Annotated in this window: 15 protein-coding genes; 6 read left to right on the forward strand and 9 right to left on the reverse strand. The window is 69.3% G+C overall.

Annotated features, from left to right (window positions below):
• Window positions 1-11 precede the first annotated feature (11 nt).
• A complete protein-coding gene (locus B7D75_RS14980) occupies window positions 12-710 on the reverse strand; it encodes a CoA transferase subunit A (RefSeq protein WP_003088566.1) in 699 nt (232 codons plus the stop codon).
• Window positions 711-840: 130 nt separating this feature from the next.
• On the opposite strand from B7D75_RS14980, the gene B7D75_RS14985 reads away from it, so the two are divergent.
• The 6 genes from B7D75_RS14985 (at window position 841) to B7D75_RS15010 (ending at window position 6,388) form a co-directional block, all read left to right on the forward strand.
• Entirely contained in the window at window positions 841-1,761 is a 921-nt protein-coding gene (locus B7D75_RS14985) for a LysR family transcriptional regulator (RefSeq protein WP_034080565.1), read from the forward strand.
• 67 nt (window positions 1,762-1,828) lie between these two features.
• The gene (locus B7D75_RS14990; protein WP_107114674.1) at window positions 1,829-3,784 is read left to right on the forward strand and encodes an acetoacetate--CoA ligase; all 1,956 of its coding nucleotides are present in this window, start codon (window positions 1,829-1,831) and stop codon (window positions 3,782-3,784) included.
• Window positions 3,785-3,841: 57 nt separating this feature from the next.
• On the forward strand, window positions 3,842-4,120 hold the full coding sequence (locus tag B7D75_RS14995) for a peptidylprolyl isomerase (protein ID WP_012076038.1): 279 nt from the start codon (window positions 3,842-3,844) through the stop codon (window positions 4,118-4,120).
• 18 nt (window positions 4,121-4,138) lie between these two features.
• The gene (locus tag B7D75_RS15000; protein WP_034080568.1) at window positions 4,139-4,495 is read left to right on the forward strand and encodes an MmcQ/YjbR family DNA-binding protein; all 357 of its coding nucleotides are present in this window, start codon (window positions 4,139-4,141) and stop codon (window positions 4,493-4,495) included.
• Window positions 4,492-5,055, forward strand: coding sequence for a putative glycolipid-binding domain-containing protein (locus B7D75_RS15005; protein ID WP_034080571.1), 564 nt, complete (start codon window positions 4,492-4,494; stop codon window positions 5,053-5,055). Before B7D75_RS15000 ends, B7D75_RS15005 begins: the two co-directional genes overlap by 4 nt.
• A gap of 124 nt (window positions 5,056-5,179) precedes the next feature.
• Complete coding sequence (locus B7D75_RS15010; RefSeq protein ID WP_043101122.1) at window positions 5,180-6,388, forward strand: MFS transporter; 1,209 nt, start codon at window positions 5,180-5,182, stop codon at window positions 6,386-6,388.
• Here B7D75_RS15010 and B7D75_RS15015 read toward each other — a convergent pair.
• From B7D75_RS15015 to pqqA, 8 genes are all read right to left on the reverse strand, one after another.
• Entirely contained in the window at window positions 6,385-8,118 is a 1,734-nt protein-coding gene (locus B7D75_RS15015) for a hybrid sensor histidine kinase/response regulator (protein ID WP_107114174.1), read from the reverse strand. The two genes, B7D75_RS15010 and B7D75_RS15015, sit on opposite strands and share 4 nt — an antisense overlap.
• Entirely contained in the window at window positions 8,102-9,265 is a 1,164-nt protein-coding gene (gene ercA, locus B7D75_RS15020; RefSeq protein ID WP_107114175.1) for an alcohol dehydrogenase-like regulatory protein ErcA, read from the reverse strand. The genes B7D75_RS15015 and ercA overlap by 17 nt, the downstream gene beginning before the upstream one ends.
• Window positions 9,266-9,351: 86 nt before the next feature.
• The gene (locus B7D75_RS15025; protein WP_107114176.1) at window positions 9,352-11,178 is read right to left on the reverse strand and encodes a S9 family peptidase; all 1,827 of its coding nucleotides are present in this window, start codon (window positions 11,176-11,178) and stop codon (window positions 9,352-9,354) included.
• Window positions 11,179-11,182: 4 nt separating this feature from the next.
• On the reverse strand, window positions 11,183-12,328 hold the full coding sequence (gene pqqE, locus B7D75_RS15030; RefSeq protein WP_034000044.1) for a pyrroloquinoline quinone biosynthesis protein PqqE: 1,146 nt from the start codon (window positions 12,326-12,328) through the stop codon (window positions 11,183-11,185).
• Complete coding sequence (gene pqqD, locus B7D75_RS15035) at window positions 12,300-12,578, reverse strand: pyrroloquinoline quinone biosynthesis peptide chaperone PqqD (RefSeq protein WP_034080575.1); 279 nt, start codon at window positions 12,576-12,578, stop codon at window positions 12,300-12,302. The genes pqqE and pqqD overlap by 29 nt, the downstream gene beginning before the upstream one ends.
• Window positions 12,575-13,327, reverse strand: coding sequence for a pyrroloquinoline-quinone synthase PqqC (gene pqqC, locus B7D75_RS15040; RefSeq protein ID WP_003157535.1), 753 nt, complete (start codon window positions 13,325-13,327; stop codon window positions 12,575-12,577). Before pqqC ends, pqqD begins: the two co-directional genes overlap by 4 nt.
• A gap of 10 nt (window positions 13,328-13,337) precedes the next feature.
• Window positions 13,338-14,252, reverse strand: coding sequence for a pyrroloquinoline quinone biosynthesis protein PqqB (gene pqqB / locus B7D75_RS15045; RefSeq protein ID WP_034080578.1), 915 nt, complete (start codon window positions 14,250-14,252; stop codon window positions 13,338-13,340).
• A gap of 52 nt (window positions 14,253-14,304) precedes the next feature.
• Complete coding sequence (gene pqqA, locus B7D75_RS15050; RefSeq protein ID WP_003106462.1) at window positions 14,305-14,376, reverse strand: pyrroloquinoline quinone precursor peptide PqqA; 72 nt, start codon at window positions 14,374-14,376, stop codon at window positions 14,305-14,307.
• Window positions 14,377-14,591 lie beyond the last annotated feature (215 nt).

The raw sequence follows: 14,591 nt of genomic DNA on the forward strand, positions 1-14,591 counted from the left end.
AGCGGCCGCCGTCAGGCGCGCAGCGTGCGTTTCTCGATGCGTTTCTCGAACCGGCCCTGGATGATCCGGTCGACGTAGATGCCGGGGGTGTGGATCTGCGTCGGGTCCAGTTCGCCGGGTTCGACGATCTCCTCCACCTCGACCACCGTGATGCGCCCGGCGGTGGCGACCAGCGGGTTGAAGTTCTGCGCGGTGTGGCGATAGACGACGTTGCCGAAATGGTCGGCCTTCCAGCCCTTGACGATGGCGAAGTCGCCGGTGATGGCCGGTTCGAGGATGTAGTGGCGGCCATTGAACTCGCGCGCCTCCTTGCCCTCGGCGACCGGGGTGCCGTAGCCGGTGGCGGTGAAGAAGGCCGGGATGCCGGCGCCGCCGGCGCGGATCTTCTCGGCCAGCGAGCCCTGGGGGGTCAGTTCGACCTCCAGCTCGCCGCTGAGCAGTTGCTGCTCGAACAGGGCGTTCTCGCCGACGTAGGACGCGATCATCTTGCGGATCTGCCGGTCCTCCAGCAGCACCCCGAGGCCGAAGCCATCGACGCCGCAGTTGTTCGAGACCACCGTGAGGTCCCTGACCCCGCGCCGGCGGATTTCCGCGATCAGGTTCTCGGGGATCCCGCAGAGGCCGAAGCCCCCGGCGAGGACGGTCATACCGTCGGTCAGGCCTTCGAGGGCCTCTTCGTAACTGCCTACTCGCTTGTCGAGTCCGCTCATGCTGCTGTGCCTCTCCGGCTCTTGTGATTGTGCGTGCGGCAGTCCGACTGCCGGGTCGCACAGAGCTTCTCCGCTGCGGACTGATTTGTTAAGTTTGTTTTTCCAATCCATTGATGAGAAAAACAAATAAATGACCGTCAAGCAGTTGCGCGCCTTCCTCGCCGTGGCGCAGAGCCTCAGCTTCGCCCAGGCCGGCGAGCGCCTGCACCTCTCCCAGCCGGCCCTGAGCCTGGCGATCAAGAGCCTGGAGGAAAGCCTCGGCGGTGCGCTGCTGGAACGTACCACCCGCAGCGTCAGCCTCACCCCCGAGGGCGAGGCCCTGCTGCCGTTGGCGCAGCGCCTGATGGCCGACTGGGACAACACCGAGGAATTGCTGCGCCAGCACTTCACCCTGCAACTGGGCAAGGTCTCCATCGCCGCCATGCCCTCCTTCGCCGGCAACCTGCTGCCGCTGGTATTGAAGACCTTTCGCGAGCGCCACCCGCGGGTCAACGTGGCGGTGCACGACGTGATCAACGAGCAGGTGCTGGAGATGGTCCGCAACCGGCGCGTCGAGCTGGGCATCGCCTTCGAGCCGGAGTCCCTGGAAAACCTCGAATTCACCCCGTTCTACAACGACCGCTTCGTCGCCGTGGTGCCGGCCGGCTCGCCGCTGGTCGGGCGGGAGCGGATCAGTTGGCACGAACTGCTCGGCGAGCCCTTCATCACCCTGCAGCGTCCCTCGGCGGTGCGCCTGCTTCTGGAAGAAAGCGTGGCCGCCGAGCACGGCCGCCTGCCGGTGGCGTTCGAGAGCCACCAACTGGTCACGGTCGGGCGGATGGTCGCCCAGGGCCTCGGTGTCAGCGCCGTGCCGACCCTGTGCATCCAGCAGATGCAGGAACTCGGCGCGCGCTGCCTGCCGCTCTACGCGCCGCAGGTGCAGCGACGGGTCGGCCTGCTGCGGCTGAGCGAGCACAAGCTGTCCACCGCCGCCCAGGCCCTCAGCGACGTGCTGCTGCATGGCACCGACTGGCGCTCGCTGGCGCTGCCCGAAGACCAGTCCGGCGATTGAGGCAGGCGCCGCCGCGGGCGGTTATGCTTGGCGCATGGGTAAGAACGACAAGAAGGACGGACACGCCATGCCCGCACCGCTCTGGACGCCTTCCGCCGAACGTATCGCCGCCAGCCGCATGGAGGCTTTCCGGCGCTTCGTCAACCAGCGCCACGCCCTCGCCCTGGCCGACTACCCGGCGCTGCACGCCTGGAGCGTGGAGCGCCGCGAGGCGTTCTGGCAGGCCATCGTCGACTTCTTCGAGGTGCGCTTCCGGCAACCGCCGCGCGCGGTGCTCGAGGAAGGCGCGCAGATGCCCTCGGCGCGCTGGTTCCCCGGCGCCACGCTGAATTTCGCCGAACACCTGCTGCGCCGCCGCGATGACGCCCCGGCGCTGATCGCGGTGAGCGAAGACGGCCGCCGCGAGGTGCTCAGCCACGCCGAGCTGGCCCGTCACGTCGCCGGCCTGCAGAAGCGCCTCGCCGCGCTCGGCGTCGGTCCTGGCGAGCGGGTCGCGGCGCTGATGCCGAACACCTGGCAGACCGTGGTCGGCATGCTTGCCACCGCCAGCCTCGGCGCGACCTGGTCGAGCTGCTCGCCGGACTTCGGCACCCAGGGCGTGATCGACCGCTTCGGCCAGATCGAACCGCGGGTGCTGATCGCCTGCGCCGGCTACCGCTACGCCGGCAAGTCGCTGGACCTGACCGCCAGGCTCAACGAGGTGCTCGCCGGGCTACCCGGCCTGGAGCAACTGCTGGTGGTGCCCTACGACCGTCCGCAGGCACAGCCGCAGGACTACCGCTGCCAGGCGCAGGTCGCGCTGTGGGACGGGTTCTACCAGGCCGAGGGCGAGCCGGTCTTCACCCCGGTGCCCTTCGAGCAGCCGCTGTACATTCTCTATTCGTCGGGCACCACCGGGGTACCCAAGTGCATCGTCCACGCCACCGGCGGCGTGCTCCTGCAACATCTCAAGGAGCACGGCCTGCACACCGACCTGGGCGACGGCGACCGGCTGTTCTACTACACCACCTGCGGCTGGATGATGTGGAACTGGCTGGTCTCCGGCCTGGCGGTGGGCGCCAGCCTGGTGCTCTACGACGGCTCGCCGTTCCATCCCGGCCCGGAACGCCTGATGGATCTTGTCGACGCCGAGGGCATCGGCGTGTTCGGCGCCAGCGCCAAGTACCTGGCAGCGCTGGAAAAGGCCGGCGCCCGCCCGCGCCACAGCCATCGCCTGGACAGCCTGAAGACGCTGCTTTCCACCGGCTCGCCGCTGGCCCACGAAAGCTTCGACTACGTCTACCGCGAGCTGAAGAGCGACCTCTGCCTGTCGTCGATCTCCGGCGGCACCGACATCGTTTCCTGCTTCGCCATCGGCAATCCTCTGCTGCCGGTATGGCGCGGAGAATTGCAATGCAAGGCGCTGGGCATGGCCGTGGAAATCCGGGACGACGACGGCCGCCGGCTCGCCAGCGGCAAGGGCGAACTGGTCTGCACCCGGCACTTTCCGTCGATCCCGCTGGGCTTCTGGAACGACCCGGACGGCGCCAGGTTCCATGATGCCTACTTCAGCAGCTTCCCCGGCGTCTGGGCCCATGGCGACTACGCCGAGGAGACCGCCCACGGCGGACTGGTGATCCATGGCCGCTCCGACGCGGTACTCAACCCCGGCGGCGTGCGCATCGGCACCGCGGAGATCTACCGCCAGGTGGAGAAGGTCGAGGAAGTCCTCGAGTCCATCGCCATCGGCCAGGACTGGCGGGGCGACGTGCGGGTGGTACTGTTCGTCCGCCTGCGCGACGGCGTCGACCTCGACGAGCCCCTGCGCGAACGCATCCGCCAGACCATCCGCGCGAATACCACGCCGCGCCACGTGCCGGCGAAGATCGTCCAGGTCGCCGACATCCCGCGCACCCTGAGCGGCAAGATCGTCGAACTGGCGGTGCGCAACGTGGTCCACGGGCGCCCGGTGAAGAACACCGACGCCCTGGCCAACCCGCAGGCGCTGGAGCTCTACCGCGACCGCGCCGAACTGCGCGACTGAAGCCACGGCGGGCCTGGGCTAGAATGCGCGTTCCGTTTTCCCGCAGAAGGTAATCCCATGCCTGTCGCCATGGCCCGCCACATCCTGGTCAAGACCGCCGCCGAGGCCGAGCAACTGAAGCAGCGCCTGGCCAGGGGCGAGGACTTCGCCACGCTGGCCAGGAAGCATTCGACCTGCCCGTCCGGCAAGCGTGGCGGCGACCTCGGCGAGGTGCGCCCGGGACAGATGGTCCGGCCGATCGACAATGCGATCTTCAGAAAGCCCGTGGGCGTACTCCAGGGTCCGCTGAAGAGCCAGTTCGGCTACCATCTCCTGGAAGTGTATTTCCGCGACTGACCCGCCACCGGAGCGTCCATGACCGCCGACCAGATCGCCGCCTTCTGCCTGCAACTGCCCGGTGCCCGGGAAGACCTCAAGTGGGGGTCGAACCGGGTGTTCTCGGTGGCCGGCAACAAGATGTTCGCCATCCTCGACTTCGTCGACAAGGACGGCGGCCTGGCCTTCAAGGTCGGCAGCGAGCTGTTCCTCGGCTACGTCGACCGCCCCGGCATCCGTCCGGCACCCTACCTGGCGCGGGCGCACTGGGTCGTGATGGCGCGTCCCTACCCGATGAAAGCCGCCGAGCTGCGCGAGGCCCTGGTCCGCTCCCACCAGCTGGTGGTGGCGCGCCTGCCCAGGCGCCAGCGCCTCGGCCTGGTACTCGACGCATGAGCAGCGAGCGCCTGTACACCTGGGCTGGCCTGTGGCGCTCGCCGTCGTCCAGCTGGGAGGCCCTGCGCCTGGAGCACGACCAGGCGGAAAGCCAGTTGCGCGCACCCGACGAACGCAGCGGACTGCCCTACCAGTTGGACTACCGGCTGCGCTGGGACGCCGGCTGGCATTTGCGCGAAGCGGTGTTCCACGTCGAAAGCGAGACCGGGGTGCGCAAGCTGCACCTGCTCGCCGATGGCCGCGGCCACTGGCAGGACGGCGACGGCGAAGCGCTGCCGGCGTTCGACGGCTGCCTGGACATCGACCTCTGGCCAAGTCCCTTCACCAACACCTTCCCGATCCGTCGCCTGGGCCTGGCCGATGGCCAGCGCGCGGAAATCCGCGTCCTCTACATCGAGGCCCCGGCCCTGGAGCCGCGCAGCATGCGCCAGGCCTACACGCGCCTGGACGCCGGCCACTATCTTTACGAGAACCTCGAAGGCAGCGCATTCAAGGCGGTGCTGCTGGTCGACGAACAAGGGCTGGTGATCGACTACCCGGGCCTCTTCCAGCGCCTCTGAACGTACCTGCGCCACGCGCCGCGCGCCGCTGATCGCCCGGCGAATCCGTTAGCCTGCTTTCATTCGTCATCGGCAACGGTCATCATGGCGAACCGCGACAACCCACTGCGACCGCGTTTCCCACATGTCCGTCGATATCCCCCCCATCCCGCCGACGCAAGACAGCGCGCGGCAGAACGTCACCCTGCAGATCGTCTCGGTGGTGCTGTTCACCTTCATCGGCTACCTGACCATCGGCATTCCGCTGGCGGTGCTGCCCGGCTACGTGCACGACGACCTCGGCTACGGCTCGGTGCTGGCCGGCCTGGTGATCAGCGTGCAGTACCTCGCCACCCTGCTCGCCCGGCCCTACGCCGGGCGCGTCATCGACGGCCTCGGGCCGAAGCGCGCGGTGCTCTACGGCATGGCCGGCAGCGCCGCGAGCGGGCTGTTCATGCTGCTCTCGGTGGCGTTGCAGGGCTGGCCGGCGCTGAGCCTGGCCAGCCTGCTGGTCGGCCGCCTGGTGCTCGGCGCGGCGGAAAGCCTGGTCGGCTCGGCGGCGATCGGCTGGGGCATCGGCCGGGTCGGCGCGCCGCACACCGCCAAGGTGATTTCCTGGAACGGCATCGCCAGCTACGGCGCCATCGCCCTCGGCGCGCCGCTAGGGGTATTGCTGGTGCAATGGCTGGGACTGTGGAGCATGGGCGCGGCGATCGTCCTGCTCGGGCTGCTCGGCTTCGCCCTGGCCTGGCCGAAGCTGCCGGCGCCGCTGGTGCACGGCGAACGCCTGCCGTTCCACCATGTGCTCGGCCGGGTCACCCCGCACGGCATGGGCCTGGCGCTGGGCGCGATCGGTTTCGGCACCATCGCCACCTTCATCACCCTCTACTACGCCAGCCGTGGCTGGGCCCACGCGGTGCTCTGCCTGAGCGCCTTCGGCGGCTGCTTCATCGGCGCCCGGCTGCTGTTCGCCAACAGCATCAACCGGCTCGGTGGCTTCCGCGTGGCGATCGTCTGCCTCGGCATCGAAAGCCTCGGCCTGCTGTTGCTGTGGAGCGCGCCGAACCCCTGGATCGGCCTGGCCGGCGCGGCGCTCACCGGCTTCGGCTTCTCCCTGGTGTTCCCGGCCTTCGGCGTGGAAGCGGTGAACCTGGTGCCGGCTTCCAACCGCGGCGCGGCGCTGGGTGCCTACTCGCTGTTCGTCGACCTGTCGCTGGGCATCACCGGGCCGCTGGTGGGCTTCGTCGCCAACCTGTTCGGCTTCCGCTCGATCTTCCTCTTCGCCTGCCTGGCCGCGCTCAGCGGGCTGGCCCTGGCCGTCGCGCTGCACCGGCGCAGCCGCCGGCCCGGCTAGGGCCTGCCACCGTCTCCGGCGCCGCGGGAAGCGCCCTGGGCCTCGCCGAGCAAGGCGCTTAGGGCGGCACGCAGCTTGCCGGGCTTCAGCGGCTTGTTCAGCAGCGGCACGCCCAGTCGATTCAGCGCGCGACGGCAGTCGTCGCTGCGGTCGGCGGTGATCATCACCGCCGGGATAGCGGCGCCGTAGTCCGCGCGCAACGCGCCCAGCAACTGGCAGCCGGTGGCGCCGTGATCGAGATGGTAATCGGCGAGGATCACGTCGGGCGCGCGTCCGCCGAGCACCCGCCGGGCGCTTTCCAGGTCGCTGGCGGTGAGCACTTCGCAGCCCCACTGGCCGAGCAGCGCGGCCATGCTGAAGAGAATCTCGGTCTCGTTGTCCACCACCAGCAGCCGCCTTCCCGGCAGCGGATCGCCGGCAGATACCCGCGCCGGCGCCTCGCCGGGCGCTGGCCGCGATGGCTCGCGGACCACCGGCACCTCGATGGCGAACAGCGAGCCTCGGCCGGGAATCGAATGTACCTCGATGCGATAGCCGAGGATGCCGGCGATCCGGTCGACGATGGCCAGGCCCAGGCCGACGCCACGGCGCTCGGAAGCCCGGCCGACGTCCAGTTGGTTGAACTCGAGGAAGATCGCCTGCAACTGGTCGGCGGGAATGCCCCGGCCACTGTCCCAGACCTCCAGGCGCACGTTGCCGCCACGCCGGCGCGCGCCCAGCAGTACGGCGCCACGCTCGGTGTAGCGGCAGGCGTTGCTGAGAAAGTTGCGCAGGATCCGCGACAGCAGGCGCGCGTCGGTGCGCACCGCCAGCCGGGGAATCCGCGCGCGCAGCGCCAGGTCGGAGGCCCGCGCGACTTCCTCGAATTCGGAAACCAGCGGCCCGAGCAATTCGTCCAGGGAGTAGTCGTCCAGCTCCGGACGGATCGCGCTCTGGTCGAGCCGGGCGATCTCCAGCAGGTCGGTGAGCAGCGTCTCGGCGCCCTCCAGCGCCAGATGGGTACGCTCCACCAGTTGCAGCTCGGCGGCCGGCAGGCCACGCTCGCGCAGGGTATCGACCAGCAGGCGCGCCGCATTGAGCGGTTGCAGCAGGTCGTGGCTGGCGGCGGCGAGGTACTTGTCCTTGCTGTGGTTGGCGGCCTCGGCGGCGTCGCGCGCCTGGCGCAACTGGCGATTGAGCTCTTCCAGCTCGCGGGTACGCCCGGCCACCCGCCGCTCCAGTTCCTCGTTCATGCTCTGCAGGCGCTGCTGGGCCTGGACCCGCTCGGTGATGTCGGCGACGAAGCCTTCGACCAGTTCCTCTTCGTCGTGCCTGAGCAGCAGGTTCATCAACACCTCGATATGGCTGCCATCCTTGCGCCACAGGCGCGTCTCGTAGCCGAACAGGCCGCCGCGCTCGCGCAGCAGCGTGCGGATCCGCCGCATCTCGGCCTCACCGCCGACGAACAACTGCCCGGCCATGTCCTCCAGCGACCAGAGCACCTGTTGCGGATCGTCGTAGCCGAGCATCTGCGCCAACGCCGGATTGGCGGCGCGCAGGCCGTGGCCGAGGCTGGCCTGGAAGATGCCGTGCACGGCGTGTTCGAACAGCCACTTGTAGCGGTTGCGCTCCGCCTCCAGCTCCTCCAGGCGCGCCAGCAGCTCCGGGTAGTGGCTCTTGCGCGCGGAGTGGCTGCCCAGGCCGAGCAATCCGGCCAGGGCCTCCTGCTGTCGCTCAGAGGGCCTCGCCATAGACCACCTCGACGTCACGCTGGCTCGATTCGCGCGGGTTGGTGAGGATGCACGGGTCCTGCATCGCATGGCGCGAAAGGAAGGGGATGTCGGAACTGCCGACCCCGTGCAGAGCGAGGCTCTCGTGGAAGCCGACGGCACGCTTGAAGGCGATCAGGTGGTCCACCAGGCGCTGGCGGACCTGCGCCTGGGTCAGGCCGCGGCAGTCGATGCCGAAGGTCTCGGCGATCACCTTGAAGCGCTCCGGCGCGGCGCTGTAGTTGAATGCCACCACGTGTTCGACCAGCGCCGCGTTGCACAGCCCGTGCGGCAGGTCGAGATAGCCGCCGAGGCTGTGCGACATGGCGTGCACCGCGCCGAGGATGGCATTGGAGAAGGCCAGCCCGGCCTGCATGCTGCCGAGCATGATCTTCTCGCGCAGGACGATGTCGCCGGGATTGGCGATCATCTGCACCAGGTTGCCGTCGATCAGGCGCATCGCTTCCAGCGCGTGGGGATCGGTCAGCGGGCCGTGGCCGGTGGAGACGAACGCCTCGATGGCGTGCACCAGCGCATCGATGCCGGTGCAGGCGGAGAGGAAGGGGTCCATGGTCAGCGTGGTTTCCGGGTCGATCAGCGAGACGTCGGGCACCACCGCCTTGCTCACCACGGAAAACTTCATGCGCTCGTCCTGGTTGGAAATGATCACGAACTGCGAGACGTCCGCCGAAGTCCCGGCGGTAGTCGGGATCAGGATCAGCGGCGGGCTCGGCACCCGCAGCCGGTCGACGCCTTCGAACTCGAGGATGCTGCGGCCATGGGCGGCGACGATGCCGATGCCCTTGGCGCAATCCATCGGGCTGCCGCCGCCCACCGCGACGATCACGTTGCAGCCCTGGCTGCGGTAGAACTCGGCGCCGAGCATCACCTCCTCGACGCGCGGGTTGGGCGAGATCGCGGTGTACAGGCAATAGTCGACGCCCTGCCCCTCCAGGCTCGCCTGGATGTCGGCGACCCAACCGGCGGCGAGCACACCGGGGTCGGAGACCAGCAGGACCTTGCGCGCACCGAAGGTCTTCGCGTAGTTGGCGACGCTGTGCCGGCAGCCGGCGCCGAAGATGATCTCGGGCGAGACGAATTTACGCAGTTGGCTGAGGTCGTGGCTCATCTGACAGACCATTCTTATTGTTATCGGACATTGCCGGCAGCCTACTGTATTCGTCGGTTATTGCAATGCGACCTTGGCGGGTCCCTTCAATCCTCCAGCAGGCCCAGGTAGAAGCGCCATTCCGCCAGCAGGGCATGGGCGCGATTGGCCGGCTGGCGGAAGCCGTGGCGCTCCTGCGGATAGCGGTGGCACTCCACGCGCACGCCGCTGCGCCGCAGGCCGGTGACCATCGCCTCGGTCTGCTCCGGCACCACCACCGCGTCGAGCCCGCCCTGGAAGAACACCACCGGCGCGCGGATGCGCTCGGCCTGCCGCACCGGACTGCGCGCCAGGTATCGGCGGCGCTGGCGCCGCGGGTCGCCGATCAGCCAGTCGAGGTAGTCGCCCTCGAACTTGTGGGTGCAACGCGCCAGTGCCAACGGATCGCTGACCCCGTAGAGACTGGCGCCGCCGCGCAGGCCATCGAGGCAGGCCAGGGCGCGCAGCGCGCTGTAGCCTCCGGCGCTGGCGCCACGGACGAAGACCCGGTCGCGGTCGATCCGCCCCTCCGTCGCCAGCTGCGCCAGCGCCGCCTCGATGTCGCGCACCTCCAGGCGTCCCCATTGGCCGCGCAGGCGCTGCCGATAGGCGCGGCCGTAGCCGCTGCTGCCACGGTAGTTCAGCGCCGCCACGGCGAAACCGCGCTGGGTCCAGAACTGCAGGCCGGCATCGAACGCCGGCGAATGCATCGAGGTCGGTCCGCCATGCAGCCACACCAGCAACGGCGGTGGCCGTTCGGGATCGACGCGGCGGCGGGCGTTGCGCGGCGGATAGAAGAAACCGTGGCCGTGTTCGCCGTTGCCCAGGGCATAGACGAAGGCCTGCGCATGCGACAGCTCGCCCTCCGCCAGTGGCCGCTCGCCACCGCGCAACACCTCGACACGCAGGTCGTCACGGCGGATCGCCAGCAGCGCCGGCAGACGATCGGCCGCCGCCGCGATGCAGTAGAACGCCCGGGCATCCGCGGCCAGTCCGGCGAACCGGTTCCAGTCTTCCGCCAGGCGCCGCTCGCTGCCGTCCGCTTCGCGCAGGAACAGTTGCCCGCCGCCGGCCTCGAGGCGACTGAGCAGCAGCCTTCCCTCTCCCAGCGGCAGGTAGCTGCAAGCGCCCAGTTGCCAGGGCGCGCCCGCGTGGTCGGCATCGGCGAAGCGGCCGGCCAACGCTACCTCGGCGCAGGGACGCCACCAGCCGTCGCGGTCGCTCAGCCAGTAAAGGCGGCCGTCGGGATCGAAGCGCGGCTGCTGGATCGACTCGCCGCCACCGGCTCCAGCCAGGCAGCGCGTACGCCCACTCTCCGCCAGGCTCAGGCGGGTCTCGGTCCAGGGCTGGTGCGGGCGGTCCCATTCGATCCAGGCCAGCCGCCGCCCCTGGCCGGCGGCACGCGGGGCGGCGTAGAAATCGGCGCCCTCGACCAGCACCCGGCGCGCGCCATCGGCGTCCAGGCGCACGATGCGATGCACCACCCCGGCCGCCTCATGGCTCTCCTCCACCGCCAGCAGGGCATCCCAGGCATCGACGTAGGCCAGGTCGCCGTAGCGACACTGCGCCCCGCCGCCCAGCACTTGGGCTGCACGGCCCGCTCGCCAACGGCGTACCTGCTGGTCGGTTTCGTCGACCCAGGCCAGCCCGTCGAGCGTCACGCAGCAGGCGCCGCCACCGTACTCGTAGACCCGGCTGCGCACCGAGCCGTCCGGCGCGGTGGGCTCCTCCAGCTCGCCGTCGCGCCACAGGTACAGGCGCGAGCGCGCGCTGGCCGGATCGAATTCCACCCAGGCCAGCCCGCCATGGGCCGCCTTCAGTTCGCTGAAATCGCGCCCGGCCGCCACCGCGCGCTCGGCGCCCCAGTCGCTCGGCCAGTCGCCGTAGTCGACCATTGCCTCAGGCCTTGCAGATCAGGCGCGAGGCGCGCTGATTGCGCCAGGTCAGCGCGTCCAGGCCCAACGGCGCCTCCTCGGCCTGGCGCCGGGCGTCGAGGATCAGGTCGTGGCGGGCCGACTTGGCGCAGACCGGGTCGGTGGCGTCGGCGTCGCCGGTAAGGAGGAACGCCTGGCAGCGGCAGCCGCCGTGGTCACGCTCCTTTTCCTCGCAGGAGCGGCACGGCTCGGGCATCCAGGCGTCGCCGCGATAGCGGTTGAAGCCGAACGACTCGTACCAGATGTGGCGCAGGCTGTGCTCGCGCACGTTGGGGAACTTCAGCGGCAGTTGCCGCGCGCTGTGGCACGGCAGCGCGGTGCCGTCCGGGGTAATGTCGAGGAACACGCTGGCCCAGCCGCCCATGCAGGCCTTCGGCCGTTCCTCGTAGTAGTCGGGGGTGACGAAGATCAGCTTGCACGGATTGCCTTCGGCGGCCAGCCGCTGGCGGTATTCGGCGGTGATCCGCTCGGCGCGCTCCAGTTGGGCGCGGGTCGGCAGCAACCCGGCGCGGTTCAGCGCGGCCCAACCGTAGAACTGGCAGGTGGCCAGTTCCACGTAGTCGGCCTCCAGCTCGATGCACAGCTGGATGATCCGCTCGATGTTGTCGATGTTGTGCCGGTGGGTGACGAAGTTGAGCACCATCGGGTAGCCATGGGCTTTCACCGCGCGGGCCATCGCCAGTTTCTGGGCGAAGGCCTTGCGCGAGCCGGCGAGCAGGTTGTTCACCTCTTCGTCGGCGGCCTGGAAGCTGATCTGCACGTGGTCCAGCCCGGCCTCGGCGAAGCGCGCCAGGCGTGCCTCGTCGAGGCCGATGCCGGAGGTGATCAGGTTGGTGTAGAAGCCCAGGCCGCGCCCCGCCTCGATCAGTTCGGCGAGGTCCTGGCGCAGCAGCGGCTCGCCGCCGGAGAAACCGAGCTGGGCGGCGCCCAGCTCGCGAGCCTGGCGGAACACCTCGATCCATTCCGCGGTGCCCAGCTCGGCGCCCTCGCGGGCGAATTCCAGCGGGTTCGAGCAGTACGGGCACTGCAACGGGCAGCGGTAGGTCAGCTCGGCCAGCAGCCAGAGCGGCGGCCCCACGCTTTCACTGCAGCTCGATCCAGAATTGCGCATGGGCCACCTCGAGGAACGCCAGGATGTCTTCGTCTATGCCGGGAACTTCGGGAAAACGTTCGCGCAGCGCCGCGACGATGGCCGCCACGTCGCGGCGGCCATCGACCAGCTTGAGGATCTCCCCGGCGCTGTCGTTGAGCTTGACCATCCCTTCGGGATAGAGCAGCACATGGCAGTCCTGGGCCGGTTCGAACTGGAAGCGGAAGCCCCGGCGCAGGACCGGCACGCTGTCGAGCGATGGCAGGCTCATGGCGCCAGCCCCCGGTGCCAGACCCGCTCGCGGGTCACCGTATGGTACGGCGGACGTTCCAGCTCGTAGGCCATGCTCATCGCGTCGAGCATGCTCCACAGCACGTCCAGCTTGAATTGCAGGATCTCCAGCATGCGTTCCTGTGCCTCGCGGGTCCGATAGTGCTCCAGGGTGATCCGCAGGCCGTGCTCGACGTCACGCCGGGCCTGGGCCAGGCGGCTGCGGAAATACTCGTAGCCGGCCGCCTCGATCCACGGATAGTGGCGCGGCCAGCTGTCCAGCCGCGACTGGTGGATCTGCGGGGCGAAGAGTTCGGTCAGCGAACTGCTCGCCGCCTCCTGCCAGCTGGCGCGACGGGCGAAGTTGACGTAGGCGTCGACGGCGAAGCGCACGCCGGGCAGCACCCGTTCTTCGGACAGCACCTGCTCGCGCTCCAGGCCCACCGCCTCCGCCAGGCGCAGCCAGGCCTCGATGCCCCCCGCCTCGCCGGGGGCGCCGTCGTGGTCGAGGATGCGCTGGACCCACTCGCGGCGGACCTCGCGGTCGGGACAGTTGGCCAGGATCGCCGCGTCCTTCAGCGGGATGTTGAGCTGGTAGTAGAAGCGGTTCGCCACCCAGCCCTGGATCTGTTCGCGACTGGCACGGCCCTCGTACATCGCGACATGGAACGGATGGTGGATATGGTAGTAGCGCCCCTTGTCGCGCAGCGCCCGTTCGAATTCGGCGCGGTCCATGGCGGCACGGCTCATGTCGGTCCCCCTACAGCTGGATGTGCATGCCATCCCAGGCCACTTCGATGCCACTGGCATCCAGTTCGGCGCGCTCGGCCGAAGCGGTGTCGAGGATGGGATTGGTGTTGTTGATATGGATGAGCACCTTGCGCGCGGCCGGCACCTTCGCCAGTACCTCGAGCATGCCGCCCGGCCCGCTCTGCGCCAGGTGGCCCATCTGCCGGCCGAGCTTGTCGCCGACCTCGCAGGCCAGCATCTCGTCGTCGCGCCAGAGCGTGCCGTCCACCAGCAGGCAGTCGGCGCGGCGCATCCATTCGAGCAGCGCCTCGTCCACCTCGCCGAGGCCCGGCGCGTAGAACAGCGTGCCGGCGCTGTCGAGGTCCTCGACGAACAGGCCGATGTTGTCGCCCGGATGCGGGTCGCCGCGATGCGGGGAATACGGCGGCGCGCTGCTGCGCAGGGGGATCGCGGTGAAGCGCAGGCGCGGACAGGCCGGGATGGCGAAAGGCTCGCCATCGAGGGCGATCGGCCGGTGGCGCAGGCCGCCGTTCCAGTGGGAAAGCATGCGGAACAGCGGAAAGCCTTCGCTGAGGTCCTGGTGGACCATCTGCGTGCACCAGACTTCGTGCGGGCAGCCTTCGCGCAGGCTGAGCAGGCCGGTGGTGTGGTCGATCTGGCTGTCGAGCAGGACGATCGCGCCGATCGCCGTATCGCGCGGCCGACGCGCCGGCTGCAGGGCCGGGAAGGCGGCGATCTGGGCGCGGATGTCGGGCGAGGCGTTGCAGAGGATCCAGCGCTCGCCGTCGTCCGACAGGGCGATGGAGGATTGCGTGCGTGGCTGGGCCGCTACGCTGCCGTCGCGGACCCCGCGACAGTTGCGGCAGTTGCAGTTCCACTGGGGAAAGCCGCCGCCGGCGGCCGAACCGAGAATACGGATGTGCATGGGTCTGCCCCGCGGGCTGGAGGGAGGCCCCGGATGACCGGGGCCGGATGGATCAGCGGTTGGCGAAGTAGAGGGTCACTTCGAAACCGAGACGCAGGTCGGTGAAGCTGGGCTTGGTCCACATGGGGTCGATCCTCCTGGGGTGGTGCCGGTCGATTCCGGCAGGTCGAGTTAAACATCAGCGGGGAACGCCTCGAATGAGACTTTCGAAGGAGTTCGTCCCCTGATTTGGTAGGGACTGCCGACCCTGGCCAAGGTTCGCCCGGACCGATCCCCCTCGCGCGCCACGGTTGCCCCGGCGCACGAAAAAGCCTAGCCCACGCGGGGTGCTGCGAAGGT

This window comes from Pseudomonas paraeruginosa (assembly GCF_003025345.2).
Classification (GTDB): domain Bacteria; phylum Pseudomonadota; class Gammaproteobacteria; order Pseudomonadales; family Pseudomonadaceae; genus Pseudomonas; species Pseudomonas paraeruginosa.

Coding starts and splice junctions, on each gene's coding strand:
- B7D75_RS14980 (WP_003088566.1), bottom strand. CDS start 710: ATGAGCGGACTCGACAAGCGAGTAGGCAGTTACGAAGAGGCCCTCGAA.
- B7D75_RS14985 (WP_034080565.1), top strand. CDS start 841: ATGACCGTCAAGCAGTTGCGCGCCTTCCTCGCCGTGGCGCAGAGCCTC.
- B7D75_RS14990 (WP_107114674.1), top strand. CDS start 1,829: ATGCCCGCACCGCTCTGGACGCCTTCCGCCGAACGTATCGCCGCCAGC.
- B7D75_RS14995 (WP_012076038.1), top strand. CDS start 3,842: ATGCCTGTCGCCATGGCCCGCCACATCCTGGTCAAGACCGCCGCCGAG.
- B7D75_RS15000 (WP_034080568.1), top strand. CDS start 4,139: ATGACCGCCGACCAGATCGCCGCCTTCTGCCTGCAACTGCCCGGTGCC.
- B7D75_RS15005 (WP_034080571.1), top strand. CDS start 4,492: ATGAGCAGCGAGCGCCTGTACACCTGGGCTGGCCTGTGGCGCTCGCCG.
- B7D75_RS15010 (WP_043101122.1), top strand. CDS start 5,180: ATGTCCGTCGATATCCCCCCCATCCCGCCGACGCAAGACAGCGCGCGG.
- B7D75_RS15015 (WP_107114174.1), bottom strand. CDS start 8,118: ATGGCGAGGCCCTCTGAGCGACAGCAGGAGGCCCTGGCCGGATTGCTC.
- ercA (WP_107114175.1), bottom strand. CDS start 9,265: ATGAGCCACGACCTCAGCCAACTGCGTAAATTCGTCTCGCCCGAGATC.
- B7D75_RS15025 (WP_107114176.1), bottom strand. CDS start 11,178: ATGGTCGACTACGGCGACTGGCCGAGCGACTGGGGCGCCGAGCGCGCG.
- pqqE (WP_034000044.1), bottom strand. CDS start 12,328: ATGCGCAATTCTGGATCGAGCTGCAGTGAAAGCGTGGGGCCGCCGCTC.
- pqqD (WP_034080575.1), bottom strand. CDS start 12,578: ATGAGCCTGCCATCGCTCGACAGCGTGCCGGTCCTGCGCCGGGGCTTC.
- pqqC (WP_003157535.1), bottom strand. CDS start 13,327: ATGAGCCGTGCCGCCATGGACCGCGCCGAATTCGAACGGGCGCTGCGC.
- pqqB (WP_034080578.1), bottom strand. CDS start 14,252: ATGCACATCCGTATTCTCGGTTCGGCCGCCGGCGGCGGCTTTCCCCAG.